The following is a 16,679-nucleotide window of genomic DNA, read 5'->3' as shown; positions in this document are numbered from 1 at the left end:
ACAAGAGACAAGAGGAGAAACACAATGCAATTGTTCATCAGTCCCGGCGCCTGTTCGCTTGCACCGCATATTGCCCTGCGCGAAACCGGCGCGGATTTCGAGGCGGTCAAGGTCGATCTCGCAACCCGCAAAACCGAAGCAGGCGACGATTTTCTGGCCGTTAATCCTTCAGGCAAGGTCCCGGCGCTGACCCTGGACAACGGTGAGACCCTGACAGAGAACCCGGCCATCCTGCTCTATATCGCCGATCAGGGATCTGCAGTTGGCCTGGCGCCAGCCGAGGGCAGCCTTGCGCGTTACCAGTTGTTGAGCCGCCTCAGCTTCCTCGGTTCAGAATTCCACAAGGCCTTTGTGCCTTTGTTTGCTCCCGGAACGTCCGATGAAGCCAAGGCGGCGGCCGCAGTGGCGGTCAAGAACCACCTTGCCGCGCTCGACAAGGAACTGACCGGGCGGGATCATTTCGCCGGCGATTCGTTCAGCGTCGCCGACATCTACCTGTTCGTGATGCTTGGATGGCCTGGATATGTGGGCATCGATATGTCTGCATATCCCGCGCTCGGCGCTTATGCCGGCAAGATCGCGCAGCGTCCCGCTGTGGGTGCAGCGCTAAAAGCCGAAGGTCTGGCATGAGGCAGCGCGTGAACCGCACGCGGACATACGGCGAGTAAAGGGCATTCGCTAATTGCCAATGCGTTCTGTTTTGTGCAATACATTGGGAAAGCGAATCTAGCGACCGTCTATAGCGCCTCCCGTCAAAATGACGGGAGGCGCTAAGGATCGAAGGCGGAAAAGGCGCGATCGGGAGAGATATGGTCACCGCAACGAAAGAAGATGCACGCCCCGAGATTGGCAAGTCGCTGGTGGTCGATGGCAGTGTTACCAACTACCATGATGTGGGCGAAGGTACGCCGGTCGTGCTTATCCATGGATCGGGACCAGGTGTCACGGCATGGGCTAACTGGCGGCTCAATATGCCAGCTCTTGCGAAACAGTTCCGGGTGATTGCGCCGGACATGTACGGATTTGGTTATTCCGATTCCAAGGGCCGTATCGAAGACAAGCAGATCTGGGTCGACCAGATTGCCGCCCTGCTCGATGGGCTTGGCATAGACAAGGTGTCGATGGTGGGCAATTCGTTCGGTGGCGGCATTGCGCTGGCTTTCACGATCGCGCATCCGGATCGAGTTGAGCGGGCGGTACTGATGGGACCGGCCGGTCTTGAGTTCCCGATCACGCCTGCGCTCGATGAGGTCTGGGGCTATGTTCCCTCGGTCGAGGCCATGCGCTCGTCGCTCGAATATCTTGCCTGGGATCACAGCAGGCTGACCGACGATCTGATCAAGTCGCGATACGAAGCAAGTATGCGTCCTGGTGCACAGGAACCGTATCATGCGACCTTTGGCGGCGCGAACCGTCAAGCCAATATCGCGATGCTGGCAAGCCGCGAAGAAGACATTGCTGCGCTGCAACACGAAATGCTGGTGCTGCATGGCCGGTTCGATCAGGTTATTCCACTGGAGTCGAGCGTGCGCTTGGCAACGCTGCTGCCTCGTGCTGACCTGAACGTGTTCGGCGAATGCGGGCACTGGGTTCAGATTGAGCGCATGGCCAGCTTTAATCGAGTTGTGTCTGAATTTTTCACCAACGGCCTCAAGGGCTGACGCATACAAGGAGAACTGAAATGGCTTTGACCGGTGTAATTCGCCCTGGATATGTGCAACTGCGGGTCCTCGATCTCGATGAGGCTATTGTTCATTATCGTGACCGGATTGGTCTCAATCTCGTCAGCGTCGAGGATGGGCGTGCCTTCTTCCAGGCGTTCGACGAATTCGACCGCCACAGCATTATCCTGCGCGAAGCCGATACCGCTGGGCTTGACCGGATGGCGTTCAAGGTCGCGAAAGACTCCGATCTTGATCATTTTGCCGAACGCCTGCTCGACGCGGGAGTGCACGTCGATGTCATTCCCGCTGGCGAAGATCCGGGTGTCGGACGCAAAATCCGCTTCAACACGCCGACCTCGCATGTGTTTGACCTATACGCAGAAATGGAGCTGTCCGAAACCGGGCCGGCGGTCCGCAATCCTGATGTCTGGATAGCCGAACCGCGTGGCATGCGGGCAACCCGCTTTGATCACTGCGCGCTCAACGGCGTGGACATCTCGGCGAGCGCCAAGATCTTCGTGGAAGTTCTCGACTTCTCAGTCACTGAGGAACTGGTCGACGAAAGTACGGGGGCACGTCTCGGTATATTCCTTTCATGCAGCAATAAGGCCCATGATGTCGCCTTTCTGGGCTATCCGGAAGATGGCCGGATCCACCACACTTCGTTCAACCTCGAATCCTGGCACGATGTTGGGCACGCGGCTGACATTATCAGTCGCTACGATATCTCGCTCGACATCGGCCCGACGCGCCACGGGATCACTCGCGGCCAGACGATCTATTTCTTCGATCCGTCGGGCAACCGCAACGAGACGTTCAGCGGCGGCTATTTCTACTACCCCGACAACCCGCGCCGCATGTGGCAGGCGGAAAACGCGGGCAAGGCGATTTTCTATTATGAGAAGGCGCTGACCGACCGCTTCATGACGGTAAACACCTGATCATGGACGGTTTGGTGACAATCCGGACAATCGGACACGGCTTGGCCGCACAAGCGGTTTCGGCCGCCGTCGCCAAGGGCGAGGAAGCCGGTTGCCCGGTCGTTGCCGCCGTCATCGGTGGAGGAGGCGAACTGGTGGCTTTGCTGCGCGCGAGCGGTACACCCTTTCCCTCGTCACAAATTGCCCAGGACAAGGCCTATACCGCCGCCAGCTTTCGGGTTGCGACGCCTGACGTGTACCATATGGTTTCGGGCAATCCGGCGCTGTGCACCGGAATTACCGCGCGACCGGGCATCGTGATGTTTGGCGGGGGGCTGCCGATCGTTATCGATGGCGAATTCGTCGGCGCAATCGGCGTCTCTGGCGGATCTGAAGAACTCGATATTTCCTGCGCCAATGCCGGCCTCTCCGCGATCGGCGCAGAGCAGCAGTGAGCGGCCGGCGCCTCAATACATTGGAACGATAGAAATCAAATGACTACCAATCCGCCTCGACCTGTAACCGACACCATACTCAATTTCATTGGAGGCTCCTTTCGCAAGGGCAGCCAGGGAAAGACCTTTGACAACGTCAATCCTGCAACCGGACAAACGATCGGCACGGTTCATGAGGCAAGCGAAGCCGATGTCTCCGATGCAGTGGCGGCGGCGAGGGCGGCGCTGAACGGACCGTGGGGAAAGATGACGACTGCCGAGAGGGTCAAGTTGATCGTCGCGGTAGCCACCGAAATCGAGCGTCGTGCGGATGATTTTCTCGATGCCGAGGTGGCCGATACCGGCAAGCCCCGTCACGTGGCTTCGCACATCGACATTCCGCGCGGCGCGGCGAATTTCCGCATGTTCGCCGACGTTATCGCGACGATGCCAGGTGAATCCTTCACCACGCCGACGCCTGATGGTGGGCAGGCGATCAATTATGCCGTGCGCAAGCCCAAGGGCGTGATCGCGGTGATCTGCCCGTGGAACTTCCCGTTGCTGCTGATGACCTGGAAGGTCGGACCGGCGCTAGCCTGCGGAAACACAGTGGTAATCAAGCCTTCGGAGGAAACTCCCCGAACAGCAGCGCTTCTCGGCGAGGTCATGAACGCGGTGGGGATGCCCAAAGGCGTCTACAATGTCGTCCATGGTTTCGGCGGCGGCTCGGCGGGCGAGTTCCTGACCTCCAACAAGGATGTCGATGCGATCACTTTTACCGGCGAGACCGGAACCGGGCAGGCGATCATGCAAAAGGCTGCAGTCGGGGTCCGCGACGTTTCTTTCGAGCTCGGCGGCAAGAATGCGGCGATCATCTTCGTCGACGCTGATCTCGACAAGGCGATTGAGGGCCTGGCACGCTCGGTCTTTCTCAACACCGGGCAGGTCTGTCTCGGCACAGAGAGGGTCTATGTCGAGCGGCCGCTGCTCGATGAGTTCGTCCGGCGGATGACGCTGGCGGCGCAGGCATTCAAGCCCGGTTCCATCGACGATCCGGCCTACCTTGGGCCGTTGAGCAGCGCAGAGCACCGCGACAAGGTGCTCGGCTATTACGCGAAAGCGGTCGAAGAAGGGGCGACGGTTGTCACCGGCGGCGGCGTTCCGAAAGTCGATGGCGATCAGGCGGGCGGCTTCTACGTGGAGCCGACGCTGTGGACCGGACTTGCGCACGACAGCACAGTGATGCGGGAGGAAATCTTCGGTCCGTGCTGCGGGGTAATCCCGTTCGACTCCGAAGACGAGGTTATCGCGCTGGCCAATGACACCGACTACGGATTGTGCGCGACCGTGTGGACCGAAAACCTTTCGCGCGCGCACCGGGTGGCAGCGGCGATGCAGGTCGGTGTGTGCTGGGTCAATTGCTGGTTCCTGCGCGATTTGCGCACGGCGTTTGGCGGGTCTGGCCATTCCGGGATCGGCCGGGAGGGCGGTGTTCACAGCCTCGAATTCTACACTGAAACCGCAAACATTTGCGTGAAGCTCTGAGATTATGACCATGGAAACAACGATAGACCCTCGGGTCATTCAACAAGCAGCCGAACAATTGCGCGGTGCCGCGACAAGCGGAACTCCCGTCGCACCGGTTCGCGATCTCATATCGGCGGGCGGGGTGGATGCGGCCTATGCCGTGCAGGAGGTCAATACCCGGCACTATGTCGACAGCGGACGAAGACTGGTAGGCCGCAAGATCGGGCTCACTTCGCTTGCGGTCCAGCGGCAGCTTGGCGTCGACCAGCCCGATTACGGCATGCTGTTTGCCGACATGGACGTGCCTGAAGGCATACCGGTTTCGCTTGATCAGGTGATTCAGCCCAAGGTCGAAGCCGAGATCGCGATTGTCATCGGTCGCGACCTGCCGCATCCGGACCTAACGACCGCCGAAATGATCCGCGCGGTGGAATATGTCGTGCCGGCGATCGAGATCGTCGACAGCCGGGTGGCCAATTGGGACATTCGCATCTGGGATACGGTTGCCGATAATGCCTCAAGTGGCCTGTTCGTGCTGGGCGCGGTTCCGCGCAAGCTCGATGGGCTCGATCTGCGTGAATGCGGCATGGTGATGGAGATCAAGGGCGAACCCATTTCGGTCGGCGCTGGTATCGCCTGCTTGGGCAGCCCGATCACCGCATCGTTGTGGCTGGCGCGGGTCATGGCGCGGGTCGGCCGGCCGCTACTCGAAGGCGATGTGATCCTGTCCGGTGCGCTCGGCCCCATGGCCGGGGTAAAACGCGGCGATGTCGTCGAGGCGAGAATCAACGGAGTTGGAACAGTTCGCGCAGAATTCGCCGCGAACGGCAACTGAAGATTGGATGAAAGGCAAGCGTATGCCCAAGATGAAATGTGCGATCATCGGCTCAGGCAATATTGGTACTGACCTGATGATCAAGATGCTCAAGGGTTCGGATGTGCTCGAACTCGCTGCGGTGGTCGGCATCGACCCAGCATCGGAAGGGCTGGCGATGGCCCGCGAGCGCGGTGTGACGACCACCCATGAAGGGATGGACGGGCTGCGCAAGCTGCCGGTTTATCCGGAGATCGGAATCGTCTTCGATGCAACCTCGGCTTACGCCCACAAGGTGCATGATGCCGCGCTGCAGCAGGACGGCAAGCTGGTCGTTGACCTGACGCCTGCTGCTTTAGGGCCGTTTTTCGTGCCCCCGGTAGGAAATGTGCTCGACAGCAGCGTCCGCAACGTGAACATGGTCACCTGCGGAGGCCAGGCTACCATCCCGATCGTTGCCGCCGTATCGCGCGTGTCTCCGGTCCATTACGCAGAAATTGTCGCATCGGTATCATCGCGTTCGGCAGGGCCGGGCACGCGCGCCAATATCGACGAATTTACCCGGACCACCGCAAAGGCGATCGAAGTCGTCGGCGGCGCGGGCCGCGGACGCGCGATTATCATCCTCAATCCGGCTGAACCGCCGATGATCATGCGCGATACGATCTTCACGCTGACCGATCAGGTTGACGAGGATCTTATCCGCCAGTCGGTGCAGGACATGGTGCAGACCGTCCAGTCATACGTCCCTGGCTATCGCCTCAAGCAGGAAGTGCAGTTCGAACGGTTCGGCTCGAACCGGCCCCTCAAAATTCCTGGTTATGGCGAGTTCGCCGGTCTCAAAACCAGTGTTTTCCTCGAGGTAGAGGGGGCGGGCGACTACCTGCCAAAATATTCCGGCAACCTCGACATTATGACCGCTGCGGCGAAGGCGGCTGGCGAGCGGCTTGCACTGCAGAACCTAGAAAAGGTGAGAGCATGACCTTCAACCCTGAAACCGGTAAGCTTTACATCCAAGACGTCACCCTGCGTGACGGGATGCACGCCATCCTCCACATGTACGGCACTGACAGCGTCCGCACGATCGCCAAAGCCCTGGACGATGCCGGTGTCGACGCCATCGAAGTGTCGCACGGCGATGGTCTTAACGGCACCTCATTCAATTATGGCTTTGGCTCCCACACTGACTGGGAGTGGATCGAGGCGGCAGCTGACGTGATCAAACGGGCGGTGCTGACCACACTGCTGGTGCCTGGCATCGGCACTGTCGAAGAGCTTCGCCGCGCTTACGCATTGGGTGTTCGCTCCGTACGAGTGGCAACCCATTGCACCGAAGCAGACGTTGCCAAGCAGCACATCGGTATCGCCCGCGATCTTGGTATGGATGTATCGGGCTTTCTGATGATGAGCCACATGATCGACGCCGAGGCGCTGGCCCAGCAGGCCTTGCTGATGGAAAGCTATGGCGCGCACTGCGTCTATGTCACCGACAGTGGCGGGGCGCTCGACATGGACGGTGTGCGCGATCGGCTGCGGGCTTACGACCGCGTTCTCAAGCCAGAAACCCAGCGCGGCATGCATGCCCACCACAATTTGTCGCTCGGTGTCGCGAATTCGATCGTTGCCGCTCAGGAAGGCGCAGTACGGATCGATGCCAGCCTTGCAGGCATGGGGGCAGGGGCGGGCAACGCCCCGCTCGAAGTGTTCGTTGCTGCAGCCGACCGAAAGGGCTGGAACCATGGATGCGACGTGATGGCACTAATGGACGCAGCGGAAGATCTGGTCCGTCCACTTCAGGATCGCCCGGTGCGGGTCGACCGCGAGACGCTGAGCCTGGGTTATGCCGGGGTCTATTCAAGCTTCCTTCGTCACGCGGAAAAGGCGGCCGAACAATACGGCCTCGACACCCGCGAAATTCTGATCGAACTGGGTAAACGGCGTATGGTTGGCGGGCAGGAAGACATGATTGTCGATGTTGCGCTCGATCTCGTTTCCGCGCGGGCAGCATAGGCGATGGCAATGGACAAGATTGAACGTTACGCGGAAATTCTGGACAGCGCGGCGCTTCATGCGCGCGCAACGCCCCAGCTCACGCATACCGACCCCGACCTGAGCGTGGCAGATGCCTATCTGGTGCAGAAGCTGTCGGTCGATCGTCGCCTCAGCCGCGGTGAACGCCGAATCGGAGTCAAGATGGGTCTGACGAGCCGGGCCAAAATGCTGCAGGTCGGAGTCGACGAGGTGGCATGGGGCCGCCTGACCGACGCGATGCTGCTCGAGGAAGGCGCGTCGATGTCTCGCGCACGTTTCGTTCACCCACGGGTTGAACCGGAAGTGGCCTTTCTTATGAAGGCACCGCTTTCCGGAAAGGTCACAGCGATGGAGGCGCTGGCGGCGGTCGAAGCGATTGCTCCGGCAATGGAGATCATTGATAGCCGGTACGAGAACTTCAAATTCGCTTTGTCTGATGTTATTGCTGACAACACTTCGTCCTCTGGCCTTGTGATCGGACAATGGAACGATCCGGCCAAGGATTTCTCGAACCTCGGGGTAATTCTCGAAATCGACGGCCATGTGATCGAGGTCGGTTCGACTGCAGCTATTCTCGGCCATCCCTTGCGGTCGTTGGTCGCCGCAGCGCGACTTGTCGCTGAAGGCGGAGAAGAAATCTCAGCAGGCGACATCGTCATGGCAGGTGGCATCACCGCCGCTCCCAATCTCGCGCCCGGTCAAACCGTCCGCACGACGATTCAGGGGCTTGGCTCGGTCATGTTCCAGGTGGAGGACTAAATGCCGATCATCGAGGTTAACCTGCTCGAGGGGAGATCGCCGGACGACAAGGAACGGCTGATCCAAGCCCTGACCGATGCTGCCATCACTTCGATCGGGGCGCCGCGTGAATCGGTTCGCATTATGTTGCGCGAGATGCCGAGCGGCCACTTCGCGGTGGGCGGACAGTCCTTTGCGGCGAAAGCGGCTGCAAAGGCCGCCGGGAAGCAATAGCGTGACAACTGGGCTGCACCGGATCCGGATTGTCGGCGGCGGAGAGTTCAGCTGCGGTGAGGACGAGCGGGTCTTGCTCGCCATGGAGCGATGCGGATCGAGCGATATCGGCGTTGGTTGCCGTGGCGGCGGGTGCGGAATTTGCAGAGTCAGGGTGGTCGGCGGAGATTATACGACAGGTAAGATGAGCGTGGCGAAGATTTCGGAGACCGAGCGCGCAGCGGGCTTTGTCCTAGCCTGCAGAGTGTTTCCGGTGAGCGACCTTTTGATCGAAGTTGGATGAATTCTAAGGAGAGATGCAATGGCTACACAGTTGAAAAGTGGTACCAACGAGTACGGAATTAAGAGCGAATACGGTCACTTTATCGGCGGCGAGTGGATTTCCAGTGATAGCGGAAAGACGATTGACCTGATTAACCCTGCCACCGGGGCGGTGCTGACCAAAATCCAGGCTGGCAATGCTAAGGATATCCAGCGTGCAGTGGCAGCTGCCAAGGCTGCCTTCCCCAAGTGGTCGGAAAGCTCGCCTGCCGAACGTCAGGACATTTTGATCGAGGTCGCGCGTCGGCTCAAGGCGCGCCATCAACATTACGCTACGCTCGAAACGTTGAATAACGGTAAGCCAATCCGCGAATCGATGTACTTCGACATGCCCCAGGCTATCGGCCAGTTCGAGTTGTTCGCCGGGGCCGCCTACGGTTTGCATGGCCAATCGATGGATTATCCTGATGCCGTCGGCATCGTTCATCGCGAGCCGTTGGGCGTGTGCGCCCAGATTATCCCGTGGAACGTGCCGATGCTGATGATGGCCTGCAAGATCGCGCCCGCGCTCGCTTCGGGTAACACAGTTGTGCTTAAACCCGCCGAGACGGTCTGCCTTTCGGTGATCGAATTCTTCGTGGAAATGGCGGATCTTTTGCCCCCAGGCGTGATCAACGTGGTCACCGGCTACGGTCCTGACGTCGGTGAGGCACTTGTGACTCATGAGGACGTCCGTAAGGTCGCCTTCACCGGTTCGGTGGGGACAGCCCGCCGGATCATGCAATATGCTTCCACCAACATCATCCCGCAGACACTCGAACTGGGTGGCAAGTCCGCGCACATCGTTTGCGCCGATGCTGATATCGATGCAGCAGTCGAAAGCGCCACGATGTCGACAGTCCTCAACAAGGGCGAGGTTTGCCTGGCCGGATCGCGACTGTTCCTGCACGAGTCGATCCAGGATGAGTTCCTCGCCAAGTTCAAGGTCGCACTCGAAGGCATTCGCCAGGGCGACCCCCTCGACTTCGCCACACAGCTCGGCGCGCAGGCGTCGCAGATGCAGATGGACAAGGTCGTAAGCTACCTCGAACTGGCGACTGAAGAAGGCGCCGACGTTCTGACAGGCGGCAGCCGCAACAACAATCTTGCCGATGGGCACTTCATCAGCCCGACGGTCTTTACCAACGTCAACAACTCGATGCGTATTGCGCGTGAAGAGATCTTCGGCCCCGTTACCAGCGTGATTAGCTGGAAGGACGAAGACGACATGATGAAGGTGGCGAACGATACCAATTACGGCCTCGCCGGTGGTATCTGGACCCGCGATATCGCGCGCGCGCACCGCATGGCACGCAAGCTCGAAACCGGCACGGTGTGGATCAACCGCTACTACAATCTGAAGGCCAACATGCCACTCGGCGGCTACAAGCAGAGCGGGTTCGGTCGTGAATTCAGCCATGAAGTGCTCAACCACTACACCCAGACCAAGTCGGTCGTGGTGAACTTGCAAGAAGGTCGCACCGGGATGTTCGATCAGTAATCCCAGACTGATCGATAACCGGAGACGGAGGAGAGAAAATTGTCTAACAGGCTTGATGGACAGGTGGCGCTACTTACCGGTGGCGCCACCGGGATCGGGGCGGCGGTGGTCGCGCGTTATATTGAGGAGGGCGCCAAGGTTGGCGTCCTGGTCAAGGACGATGAGCAGGTAGAACTCGTGCGTTCGCGGCATGGGGACAGCGTGGTGGCCGTGGCGGGAGACGTGCGTTCCTATGCAGACAATGCCCGCGCCGTGGCGGAAACCGTGGCGGCTTTCGGCAAGCTTGATGTATTCGTCGGGAACGTTGGGATCTGGGATTTTATGGTCCCGCTCGAACAGCAGGATCCCGAGCAACTCGGCAAGGTCTTCGACGAAATCTTCGACGTCAACCTGAAGGGTTATTTTCTTGGTGCCCGCGCCGCCATCCCCGAACTCAGGAAGGTTAAGGGAAGCATCATTTTCACGGCCTCTACCTCGAGTTACTATACCGGAGGCGGCGGCACGCTATACGTCGCCTCCAAGCACGCGGTGCTCGGGCTGATCAAGCAACTGGCCTGGGAGCTGTCGCCTGACATCCGGGTCAACGGCGTTGCACCGGGGGGGACGCGGACCCCGCTCAGCGGCACTGAGACCGGTGGCTTTGCAGAGACGAAGATGGAACAGATGCCCGGGCTTGACGAAATGATTTCCAGCATGACCCCGCTCGGGCGGATAGCCGAACCGGCCGACCATGCTGGTCTCTACACGCTTTTGGCTTCGCGGCGGGACTCTTCGTATATGACTGGCACGGTTCTGCTCAGCGATGGCGGTATCGGTATCGGCAAACGTCCGGAAGAGTGAGTACTCTGCATTCAGCCAGGGTCGTTAGAAGCAAGAGCATGACAGGAGGATAGAGGCCATGGCTGAGAGATTTCAATTTTCCGACTTGCTCGTCATTTCGGGAGTCATCGGAGCTGCACGATGGAAGCCGACGCATCTTGGACGCACTGTTGCCCCTCCCCAACTGGTTGAATTCGGCGGCGATCTGACAAGAGATCGAGCGGAACGGCTGATGGCACATGCCGAAGCAGGGGGGCTTGCAATTTACGGGATCGGGCAACTCAGCTACCATCGCGCGCCGGTTGACAAGACGGTCGTCTATCCGATCGACGCCTATTACGCGCATGGTCAATACACGTCGGTCATTGCGACCATGAACCGCGTGGCAGTTCTGCTCGACAACGCCGAAAAGGTGGACATCCAGGAAATGGTCCGCAAAATGATCCGGGTCGATAACTGACGCGGGCTCGTTTCCCCCTTCGCTGGTATTGACGGGTTGGGGTTGGGGATGGGGAGCGAGGGAACCTTCATCCCACCCTTACCCAGAAGATCGCGGTCCAAAAAGGTCAACGATACCTTTTGGATCTGACGATCCCGAAGCTACAACCTTGATCCGAAACTACTGAAAATCTGGCTCGATCTCTTCTGGAAGCCCGGGCGCGGGACGGTCCGATACCATTCGGACGCCATCGATGACGATCGGGCTGGCTACTCCGGGGCGGCCGTGGCGTTCAATCGCCATGCCCCGTGCGATGACCTGTGGGTTGGCAAAAACCTGGTCCAATTCGTTGATCGGGCCTGCGGGAATTCCTGCCTGTTCGAGTTGTTCGAAAAGCTCTTCCCGGCCCCTTTGCACCGTGATCACTTCGAGCGCTTCAATCAAGTCTGCCCGATTGCGGATCCGTTGAGGATTGGTGATAAAGCGCTCGTCCCGGTCGAGTGCAATATCCAGCACGCGGCAGAGGGCGGCAAACTGGCCGTCATTGCCGACCGCGATGATCAGATCGCCATCGCGAGTGGGGAATGCCTGATAGGGTACCAAATTGGCATGCCCATTGCCGACCCGGCGCGGCACCACCCCCGAGGTCATCCAGTTCAGTGCCTGATTGCCCATGACACTGACTTGGGTATCGAGCAGCGCCATGTCGATGTGCGCGCCGACCTGCGTTTCGTTCCGCCGGTTAAGCGCCGCCAGGACCGCCACCGCGCTGTAAACCCCGGTGAACAAGTCGGCGGCCGCGATACCGGCCTTCTGAGGCTCGCGCTGCGGCTCTCCAGTCATGGACATAAGCCCGCCCATCGCCTGGGCGATATAGTCGTATCCCGGTCGGTTGGCATAGGGCCCGGTTTGTCCGAAGCCGGTGATCGAACAGGTGATGAGGCGCGGATTGACCTGGGATAAAGCCGCGTGATCAAGCCCATACTTGGCGAGCCCACCCACCTTGTAATTCTCGATTATGATGTCAGCGCTTGCCGCAAGGCCACGAATGATATCCTGACCTGCTGGCGTCGCGATATCAACCGCGATGGACCGCTTTCCCCGGTTGGCCGAATGATAATAGGCGGCACCCAGATTTTCGCCCGCGTCCGACATCACAAACGGAGGCCCCCAGTGGCGAGTGTCGTCGCCACTGCCGGGGCGCTCGATCTTGATAACCTCGGCACCGAGATCGGCGAGCAACTGTCCGCACCACGGGCCGGCAAGAATGCGCGCGAGTTCGAGAACCCTGATGCCGTTTAGCGGTTTTGTGGATGCCTCTGTTGGCGTTGCGGCCCAGCCACACCCCGTCATTGCGCACCTGCCACTGCCGAAGCAATGCGCTTGCGCCAGTCTCGCGCCATATCGCCGGCTGCTTTGGCCAGGGTGAAAGAGTCTATCCCCACCGCGAGGAACCGGGCGCCGCCGTCCAGATATTGCTGCACCAGCCGTTCGTCGCGTGAAAGGATACCACAGGGAGTGCCGGTAGCGCGAATGCGGGCTAGGGCTTCGCCGGTCACTTGAGCGAGAGCTGTTGCATTGGCGGAACCAAGCAGGCCGAGCGATGCAGCCAGGTCAGCCGGTCCGACAAACAGGGCGTCAATGCCATCGACTGCTGCGATAGCTTCCAGATTGTTGAGCGCTTCGACGGTCTCGATCTGGGCGATGATGCACAGGCGCTCGTTGGCCTCAGCTACGAAAGCAGGGTAGCGGCCCCAACGTGCGGCGCGCGCGCCGCCGATCCCGCGATCACCCGTCGGCGGATAGCGCGAGGCCTTGACGATAGCCTCCGCCTGTTGTGCGGTGTCAACCATCGGGACCATGATTGTCTGGGCACCAAGATCGAGGATCTGGCGGATCGTCACCGGATCGTGGCCGGGCACACGCACGATGGCAGAGCAGGCGGGAACGGTATCGACCGCGCGTAGCTGGTTGGCAATCCCGGGCAGGGTCTGAGCAGCGTGCTCACCATCGATCAGAACCCAGTCATAGCCCAGGCCAGAGCAAATTTCAGCGATGTCCGGATTGGCGAGCGCCAGCCAGAAACCAAGTTGTGGCGGACCGTCGCCAAGACGATCCTTGAAGCAGTTTTGCGGTGTCTGCATCATTCCCTGCCTTAAACGAACCGAAAACCGATGACGCCCAACGGCCCGAAATCGGCGTTGAACACATCGCCCGCATGGGCTTCAACCGGCCGGGTGAATGATCCGCCCAGCACGATCTCGCCCGGCTCTAGAGTCTGGCCCCAGGGCGAGAGCCGGTTGGCGAGCCATGCCACGCCGATTGCCGGATTGTTGAGCACGCCTGCGGCAACGCCGGATTCCTCGATCACACCGTTGCGGCTGAGCAGGGCACTAACCCATCGCATGTCGATCTTGTCGGGCCGCATCGGCAATCCGCCGACGATGATCCCGGCATTGGCAGCATTGTCGCTGATAGTGTCCTGCACCTTGCGGCGCGCGCCGGTTTCAGGATCGACGGGAAAGGTGCGGCTGTCGATGATCTCGACCGCTGGGATTACATATTCGGTCGCCCGTAGCACGTCGAACATGGTCGCACCGGGGCCTTCGATGCGCTTTCCCAGGACGAAAGCCAGCTCGACCTCGACCTTGGGAGTGATGAACCGGCCGATTGGCACGTCACCCCCCTGCTCGAACACCATATCATCGAGCAGGGTGCCGTAATCAGGTTCGGTAATCCCGGCGGCCTGCTGCATGGCCCGCGAAGTCAGGCCGATCTTGTGGCCGACGATTTTCCTGCCCGAGGCGAGTTTAAGGTCAACCCACCGCTTGCTGATGCTGTAGCCATCTGCGATCGACATTTCCGGGTGGCGCGCCGTGAACTGGCGAATCTGCTGGCGCGATTTTTCGGCCTGATCGAGCTCGGCCGCAAACGCCGCGATCTCTGCCTCGCTGAGGATCGTCGCTGCAGCGTCGGGTCGGCTTCCATTGCGGTCCATAAATTGCTCCTCGTCCCTTGCGATTTTGGCTCTGCCGCTTCTGGGTAAATGCATTGCACAATTGGAAACGCTCGTCTACATCCTCGCTGCACAACAGCCCGTAAACGGCCGCAACAAACACTTAACAGAGGAGAGCAGGATGCCAGGCGATACGAGCGTAAGAGAAGAAAAAATTACTGGCCGTGGGCTGACTTCCCACACCTTGCTTGCAGGTGACCCGAGCAAGCCCGCCATTCTTCTGTTGCACGGTGCAGGGCCAGGGGCGCATGCCGCTTCCAACTGGCTGCACCTGATGCCGGATCTGGCAGAAAACTTCTTCGTGATCGCGCCCGACCTGATCGGCTTCGGGCAGTCGGTTATCCCCGACCCATGGCCAGACAATGTGATGGGATGGATCGGCACTCGGGTCGAACAATGCTTTGGCGTGCTCGACGCGCTGGGGATTGAGAAGGCCCATGTAGTCGGCAATTCGATGGGCGGCGCGCTTACCCTGCAGATGATGAGCGAAGAGCCTGACCGGCTTGATCGGGTGGTGCTGATGGGTTCGATCGGTGCCCCTGGCCCCAAAACTCCTGAGCTTATCCGCCTGCTGTCGTTCTATTCCGATCCGCGGCACTCACGTTACCGCCAGTTGATGCACAGTTTCGCTTATGACGCCGACAAGTTCGAAGGCATGGAAGAGATCGTCAACAATCGCTTCAAGATCGCCACCGACCCCGAGATCATGAAAACTGCGGTCAAGATGATCGATTCGATGAAACAGGGGATGGACGGGCTCAACATGCCGCCTTCTATCCTGTGCAAGATGCCGCACAAGGTGCTGATCTTCCACGGCCGGCAGGATCGCATCGTACCGCTTGATACCAGCCTCTATCTGATCGAGCATCTGAAACACGCCGAGCTTTACGTGCTCGATCGGTCGGGCCATTGGTCGCAGCTTGAGCGTTGGGACGTCATGCGGCCGATGATGGAAATCCATTTCGGCGCGCGTAGCTTCTGACGCTCCTTGGGCTTTGACGGTTCGGGTCCTGACGGACGCAGTCAACTGCATCTGTTAGCCCGGTCCGGCGTGTGAACGACCAGCATGTATCAGACTACAGCCTCGGTGCTTTGGCAGTTTTCACTGGACCAGATTGGCACGCTTTGCCGGACGTTCTAAAGCTGGCATGCCCGTTATCTTGAATGCGGGCCGGAAGCGCTGGGATAACGGGCACTGGCGCCGAGCCGGGTGTGTCTCCGAGATGGCGGAAAAATCCAAAGCCAGCTCGTCGAAATGGCGCTGGAAGAGACCGAAACGAGCCCCCGCGAACTTGCGATGCGCTTCACCTGCTTCGTCTCAGAATCCACGGTTTGAAGCAAATCACTCTGCCGATGCCTTCTGCCTCAGATAAACGATGCAATCTCGCTCTAAAGTAATAACGAGTCCAACCTGGTTTAGTCAGCAAGGTTGCCAGACATTTTCCCCAGCAGGGTCTTGACTGTGTTATACTCAGTTGCGGAAATCCCGGCCAGCAGTTGAGTGTATATCGCGTCGGCCTCTAGCCTGAGCGATGGAAGTATCTCGATAGCCTTGGGAAGCAGGTGCAGGCTCCAGACGCGGCGATTCCCTTCGATTGAGCGCCGCTCGACAAAATGGGCCTTTTCCAGCTGATCGATCACATGACCCACACTCGCGCGTTCAAGATCGAGGTGTCTTGCAAGTTCGGTCTGGGTGAGTCCCGGTGAGCGGAATATATAGGCAAGGGCGCGCCATTGAGTGCGAGTCAGGCCGAATTTTGCCGTGGACGCATCAAACAGCCTGCGCAGTTTGCGCGGGACTTCCTCGACGAGAAAAACGATCTCGTCGGCCTCGGTCACATAGCTATCTTGGCTGATTTCGTCCGGCATTGGTCTGTGCCTTACGCGACGGGCAGAGGATTGAAAAGACTTTACTGTAAGATATATTACAGTAAGCTGCCATCATGGCGAAAGAATCGATCAAACTGGCCGGTCAATCTGCTCTTGCCATTTCCGCCAGTGTCGAAGGCGCAAGCGATGAAATGCCGGTCATCCTCGCGCATGGCGGGGGACAAACCCACCTTGCCTGGAAGAGGATTTCAACGCTTCTCGCAAGTCATGGCTTTCACGCGATTGCATTGGACCTGCGAGTTCACGGGAACAGCGAACGGGCATTGATATGAGTATAGCACCCAATCACAAGATTGCCCAAAAGATCCCTTCGGCTTTGTTAGCGCCGTTCGCGGATGGATTTCCCCTTGGC

Annotated in this window: 20 protein-coding genes; 16 read left to right on the top strand and 4 right to left on the bottom strand. The window is 59.4% G+C overall.

Annotated features, from left to right (window positions below; genetic code table 11):
- The first annotated feature begins 24 nt into the window (after nt 1-24).
- The 14 genes from gstA (at nt 25) to BUA05_RS06015 (ending at nt 11,442) form a co-directional block, all read left to right on the top strand.
- Nucleotides 25-630 carry a glutathione transferase GstA gene (gene gstA / locus BUA05_RS06080; protein WP_072673780.1) on the top strand — a complete coding sequence of 202 codons (606 nt, stop codon included), beginning with the start codon at nt 25-27 and terminating at the stop codon, nt 628-630.
- Between the two features lie 179 nt (nt 631-809).
- A complete protein-coding gene (locus BUA05_RS06075; RefSeq protein WP_072673779.1) occupies nt 810-1,661 on the top strand; it encodes an alpha/beta fold hydrolase in 852 nt (283 codons plus the stop codon).
- Between the two features lie 20 nt (nt 1,662-1,681).
- The gene (locus tag BUA05_RS06070) at nt 1,682-2,605 is read left to right on the top strand and encodes a catechol 2,3-dioxygenase (protein WP_072673778.1); all 924 of its coding nucleotides are present in this window, start codon (nt 1,682-1,684) and stop codon (nt 2,603-2,605) included.
- A gap of 14 nt (nt 2,606-2,619) precedes the next feature.
- Nucleotides 2,620-3,039: a GlcG/HbpS family heme-binding protein gene (locus BUA05_RS06065; protein ID WP_245790110.1), complete on the top strand. Its 420-nt coding sequence runs from the start codon at nt 2,620-2,622 to the stop codon at nt 3,037-3,039.
- 39 nt (nt 3,040-3,078) lie between these two features.
- Nucleotides 3,079-4,563, top strand: a complete 1,485-nt coding sequence (locus BUA05_RS06060; RefSeq protein WP_072673776.1) for a 2-hydroxymuconic semialdehyde dehydrogenase — start codon at nt 3,079-3,081, stop codon at nt 4,561-4,563.
- Between the two features lie 4 nt (nt 4,564-4,567).
- Nucleotides 4,568-5,380, top strand: coding sequence for a 2-keto-4-pentenoate hydratase (locus BUA05_RS06055; RefSeq protein ID WP_072673775.1), 813 nt, complete (start codon nt 4,568-4,570; stop codon nt 5,378-5,380).
- 22 nt (nt 5,381-5,402) lie between these two features.
- Complete coding sequence (locus tag BUA05_RS06050) at nt 5,403-6,341, top strand: acetaldehyde dehydrogenase (acetylating) (RefSeq protein ID WP_072673905.1); 939 nt, start codon at nt 5,403-5,405, stop codon at nt 6,339-6,341.
- Nucleotides 6,338-7,369: a 4-hydroxy-2-oxovalerate aldolase gene (dmpG, locus tag BUA05_RS06045; protein ID WP_072673774.1), complete on the top strand. Its 1,032-nt coding sequence runs from the start codon at nt 6,338-6,340 to the stop codon at nt 7,367-7,369. The genes BUA05_RS06050 and dmpG overlap by 4 nt, the downstream gene beginning before the upstream one ends.
- Nucleotides 7,370-7,378: 9 nt before the next feature.
- Nucleotides 7,379-8,149 (top strand): 2-keto-4-pentenoate hydratase, encoded by a 771-nt coding sequence (locus tag BUA05_RS06040; protein ID WP_072673773.1) that lies wholly within the window; start codon nt 7,379-7,381, stop codon nt 8,147-8,149.
- Entirely contained in the window at nt 8,150-8,362 is a 213-nt protein-coding gene (locus tag BUA05_RS06035) for a 2-hydroxymuconate tautomerase (RefSeq protein ID WP_072673772.1), read from the top strand.
- A gap of 1 nt (nt 8,363) precedes the next feature.
- Nucleotides 8,364-8,645 (top strand): 2Fe-2S iron-sulfur cluster-binding protein, encoded by a 282-nt coding sequence (locus tag BUA05_RS14915; protein ID WP_178139150.1) that lies wholly within the window; start codon nt 8,364-8,366, stop codon nt 8,643-8,645.
- Nucleotides 8,646-8,663: 18 nt separating this feature from the next.
- Nucleotides 8,664-10,163 carry an aldehyde dehydrogenase family protein gene (locus BUA05_RS06025; protein ID WP_072673771.1) on the top strand — a complete coding sequence of 500 codons (1,500 nt, stop codon included), beginning with the start codon at nt 8,664-8,666 and terminating at the stop codon, nt 10,161-10,163.
- Between the two features lie 39 nt (nt 10,164-10,202).
- On the top strand, nt 10,203-11,003 hold the full coding sequence (gene hcaB / locus BUA05_RS06020; RefSeq protein ID WP_072673770.1) for a 3-(cis-5,6-dihydroxycyclohexa-1,3-dien-1-yl)propanoate dehydrogenase: 801 nt from the start codon (nt 10,203-10,205) through the stop codon (nt 11,001-11,003).
- A 58-nt stretch (nt 11,004-11,061) separates the two neighbouring features.
- A complete protein-coding gene (locus BUA05_RS06015) occupies nt 11,062-11,442 on the top strand; it encodes a hypothetical protein (protein ID WP_072673769.1) in 381 nt (126 codons plus the stop codon).
- Nucleotides 11,443-11,601: 159 nt separating this feature from the next.
- Here the strand turns inward: BUA05_RS06015 and BUA05_RS06010 are convergent, their stop codons facing one another.
- Genes BUA05_RS06010 through hpaH form a run of 3 tightly spaced genes read right to left on the bottom strand, consistent with a single transcriptional unit; the run spans nt 11,602 to nt 14,419 of the window.
- On the bottom strand, nt 11,602-12,774 hold the full coding sequence (locus BUA05_RS06010) for a CaiB/BaiF CoA transferase family protein (protein ID WP_072673768.1): 1,173 nt from the start codon (nt 12,772-12,774) through the stop codon (nt 11,602-11,604).
- Nucleotides 12,771-13,568 (bottom strand): HpcH/HpaI aldolase family protein, encoded by a 798-nt coding sequence (locus BUA05_RS06005; RefSeq protein ID WP_245790109.1) that lies wholly within the window; start codon nt 13,566-13,568, stop codon nt 12,771-12,773. Before BUA05_RS06005 ends, BUA05_RS06010 begins: the two co-directional genes overlap by 4 nt.
- Before the next feature lie 8 nt (nt 13,569-13,576).
- On the bottom strand, nt 13,577-14,419 hold the full coding sequence (hpaH, locus tag BUA05_RS06000; RefSeq protein WP_178139149.1) for a 2-oxo-hept-4-ene-1,7-dioate hydratase: 843 nt from the start codon (nt 14,417-14,419) through the stop codon (nt 13,577-13,579).
- Between the two features lie 25 nt (nt 14,420-14,444).
- Between hpaH and BUA05_RS05995 the strand changes: the two genes are divergently transcribed.
- A complete protein-coding gene (locus BUA05_RS05995; protein ID WP_245790108.1) occupies nt 14,445-15,419 on the top strand; it encodes an alpha/beta fold hydrolase in 975 nt (324 codons plus the stop codon).
- Nucleotides 15,420-15,853: 434 nt separating this feature from the next.
- On the opposite strand, the gene BUA05_RS05990 is transcribed toward BUA05_RS05995, so the two are convergent.
- A complete protein-coding gene (locus tag BUA05_RS05990; RefSeq protein ID WP_072673766.1) occupies nt 15,854-16,306 on the bottom strand; it encodes a MarR family winged helix-turn-helix transcriptional regulator in 453 nt (150 codons plus the stop codon).
- A gap of 74 nt (nt 16,307-16,380) precedes the next feature.
- Here BUA05_RS05990 and BUA05_RS14470 point away from each other — a divergent pair, with 74 nt between their 5' ends.
- The gene (locus BUA05_RS14470; protein WP_143150266.1) at nt 16,381-16,599 is read left to right on the top strand and encodes an alpha/beta fold hydrolase; all 219 of its coding nucleotides are present in this window, start codon (nt 16,381-16,383) and stop codon (nt 16,597-16,599) included.
- The last annotated feature ends 80 nt before the right edge of the window (nt 16,600-16,679 follow it).

This window comes from Erythrobacter sanguineus (assembly GCF_900143235.1).
Classification (GTDB): domain Bacteria; phylum Pseudomonadota; class Alphaproteobacteria; order Sphingomonadales; family Sphingomonadaceae; genus Erythrobacter; species Erythrobacter sanguineus.
This window is presented reverse-complemented; position numbering and strand designations above follow the sequence as displayed.

Excerpts from the sequence above, each read along its gene's own strand:
- BUA05_RS06040 (WP_072673773.1), top strand. The coding sequence starts at position 7,379 with ATGGACAAGATTGAACGTTACGCGGAAATTCTGGACAGCGCGGCGCTT.
- BUA05_RS06050 (WP_072673905.1), top strand. The coding sequence starts at position 5,403 with ATGCCCAAGATGAAATGTGCGATCATCGGCTCAGGCAATATTGGTACT.
- gstA (WP_072673780.1), top strand. The coding sequence starts at position 25 with ATGCAATTGTTCATCAGTCCCGGCGCCTGTTCGCTTGCACCGCATATT.
- BUA05_RS06035 (WP_072673772.1), top strand. The coding sequence starts at position 8,150 with ATGCCGATCATCGAGGTTAACCTGCTCGAGGGGAGATCGCCGGACGAC.
- hpaH (WP_178139149.1), bottom strand. The coding sequence starts at position 14,419 with ATGGACCGCAATGGAAGCCGACCCGACGCTGCAGCGACGATCCTCAGC.
- BUA05_RS05990 (WP_072673766.1), bottom strand. The coding sequence starts at position 16,306 with ATGCCGGACGAAATCAGCCAAGATAGCTATGTGACCGAGGCCGACGAG.
- BUA05_RS14470 (WP_143150266.1), top strand. The coding sequence starts at position 16,381 with ATGGCGAAAGAATCGATCAAACTGGCCGGTCAATCTGCTCTTGCCATT.
- BUA05_RS06005 (WP_245790109.1), bottom strand. The coding sequence starts at position 13,568 with ATGATGCAGACACCGCAAAACTGCTTCAAGGATCGTCTTGGCGACGGT.
- dmpG (WP_072673774.1), top strand. The coding sequence starts at position 6,338 with ATGACCTTCAACCCTGAAACCGGTAAGCTTTACATCCAAGACGTCACC.
- BUA05_RS06075 (WP_072673779.1), top strand. The coding sequence starts at position 810 with ATGGTCACCGCAACGAAAGAAGATGCACGCCCCGAGATTGGCAAGTCG.
- BUA05_RS06070 (WP_072673778.1), top strand. The coding sequence starts at position 1,682 with ATGGCTTTGACCGGTGTAATTCGCCCTGGATATGTGCAACTGCGGGTC.
- BUA05_RS06010 (WP_072673768.1), bottom strand. The coding sequence starts at position 12,774 with ATGACGGGGTGTGGCTGGGCCGCAACGCCAACAGAGGCATCCACAAAA.
- BUA05_RS06025 (WP_072673771.1), top strand. The coding sequence starts at position 8,664 with ATGGCTACACAGTTGAAAAGTGGTACCAACGAGTACGGAATTAAGAGC.
- BUA05_RS06015 (WP_072673769.1), top strand. The coding sequence starts at position 11,062 with ATGGCTGAGAGATTTCAATTTTCCGACTTGCTCGTCATTTCGGGAGTC.
- BUA05_RS06055 (WP_072673775.1), top strand. The coding sequence starts at position 4,568 with ATGACCATGGAAACAACGATAGACCCTCGGGTCATTCAACAAGCAGCC.
- BUA05_RS06060 (WP_072673776.1), top strand. The coding sequence starts at position 3,079 with ATGACTACCAATCCGCCTCGACCTGTAACCGACACCATACTCAATTTC.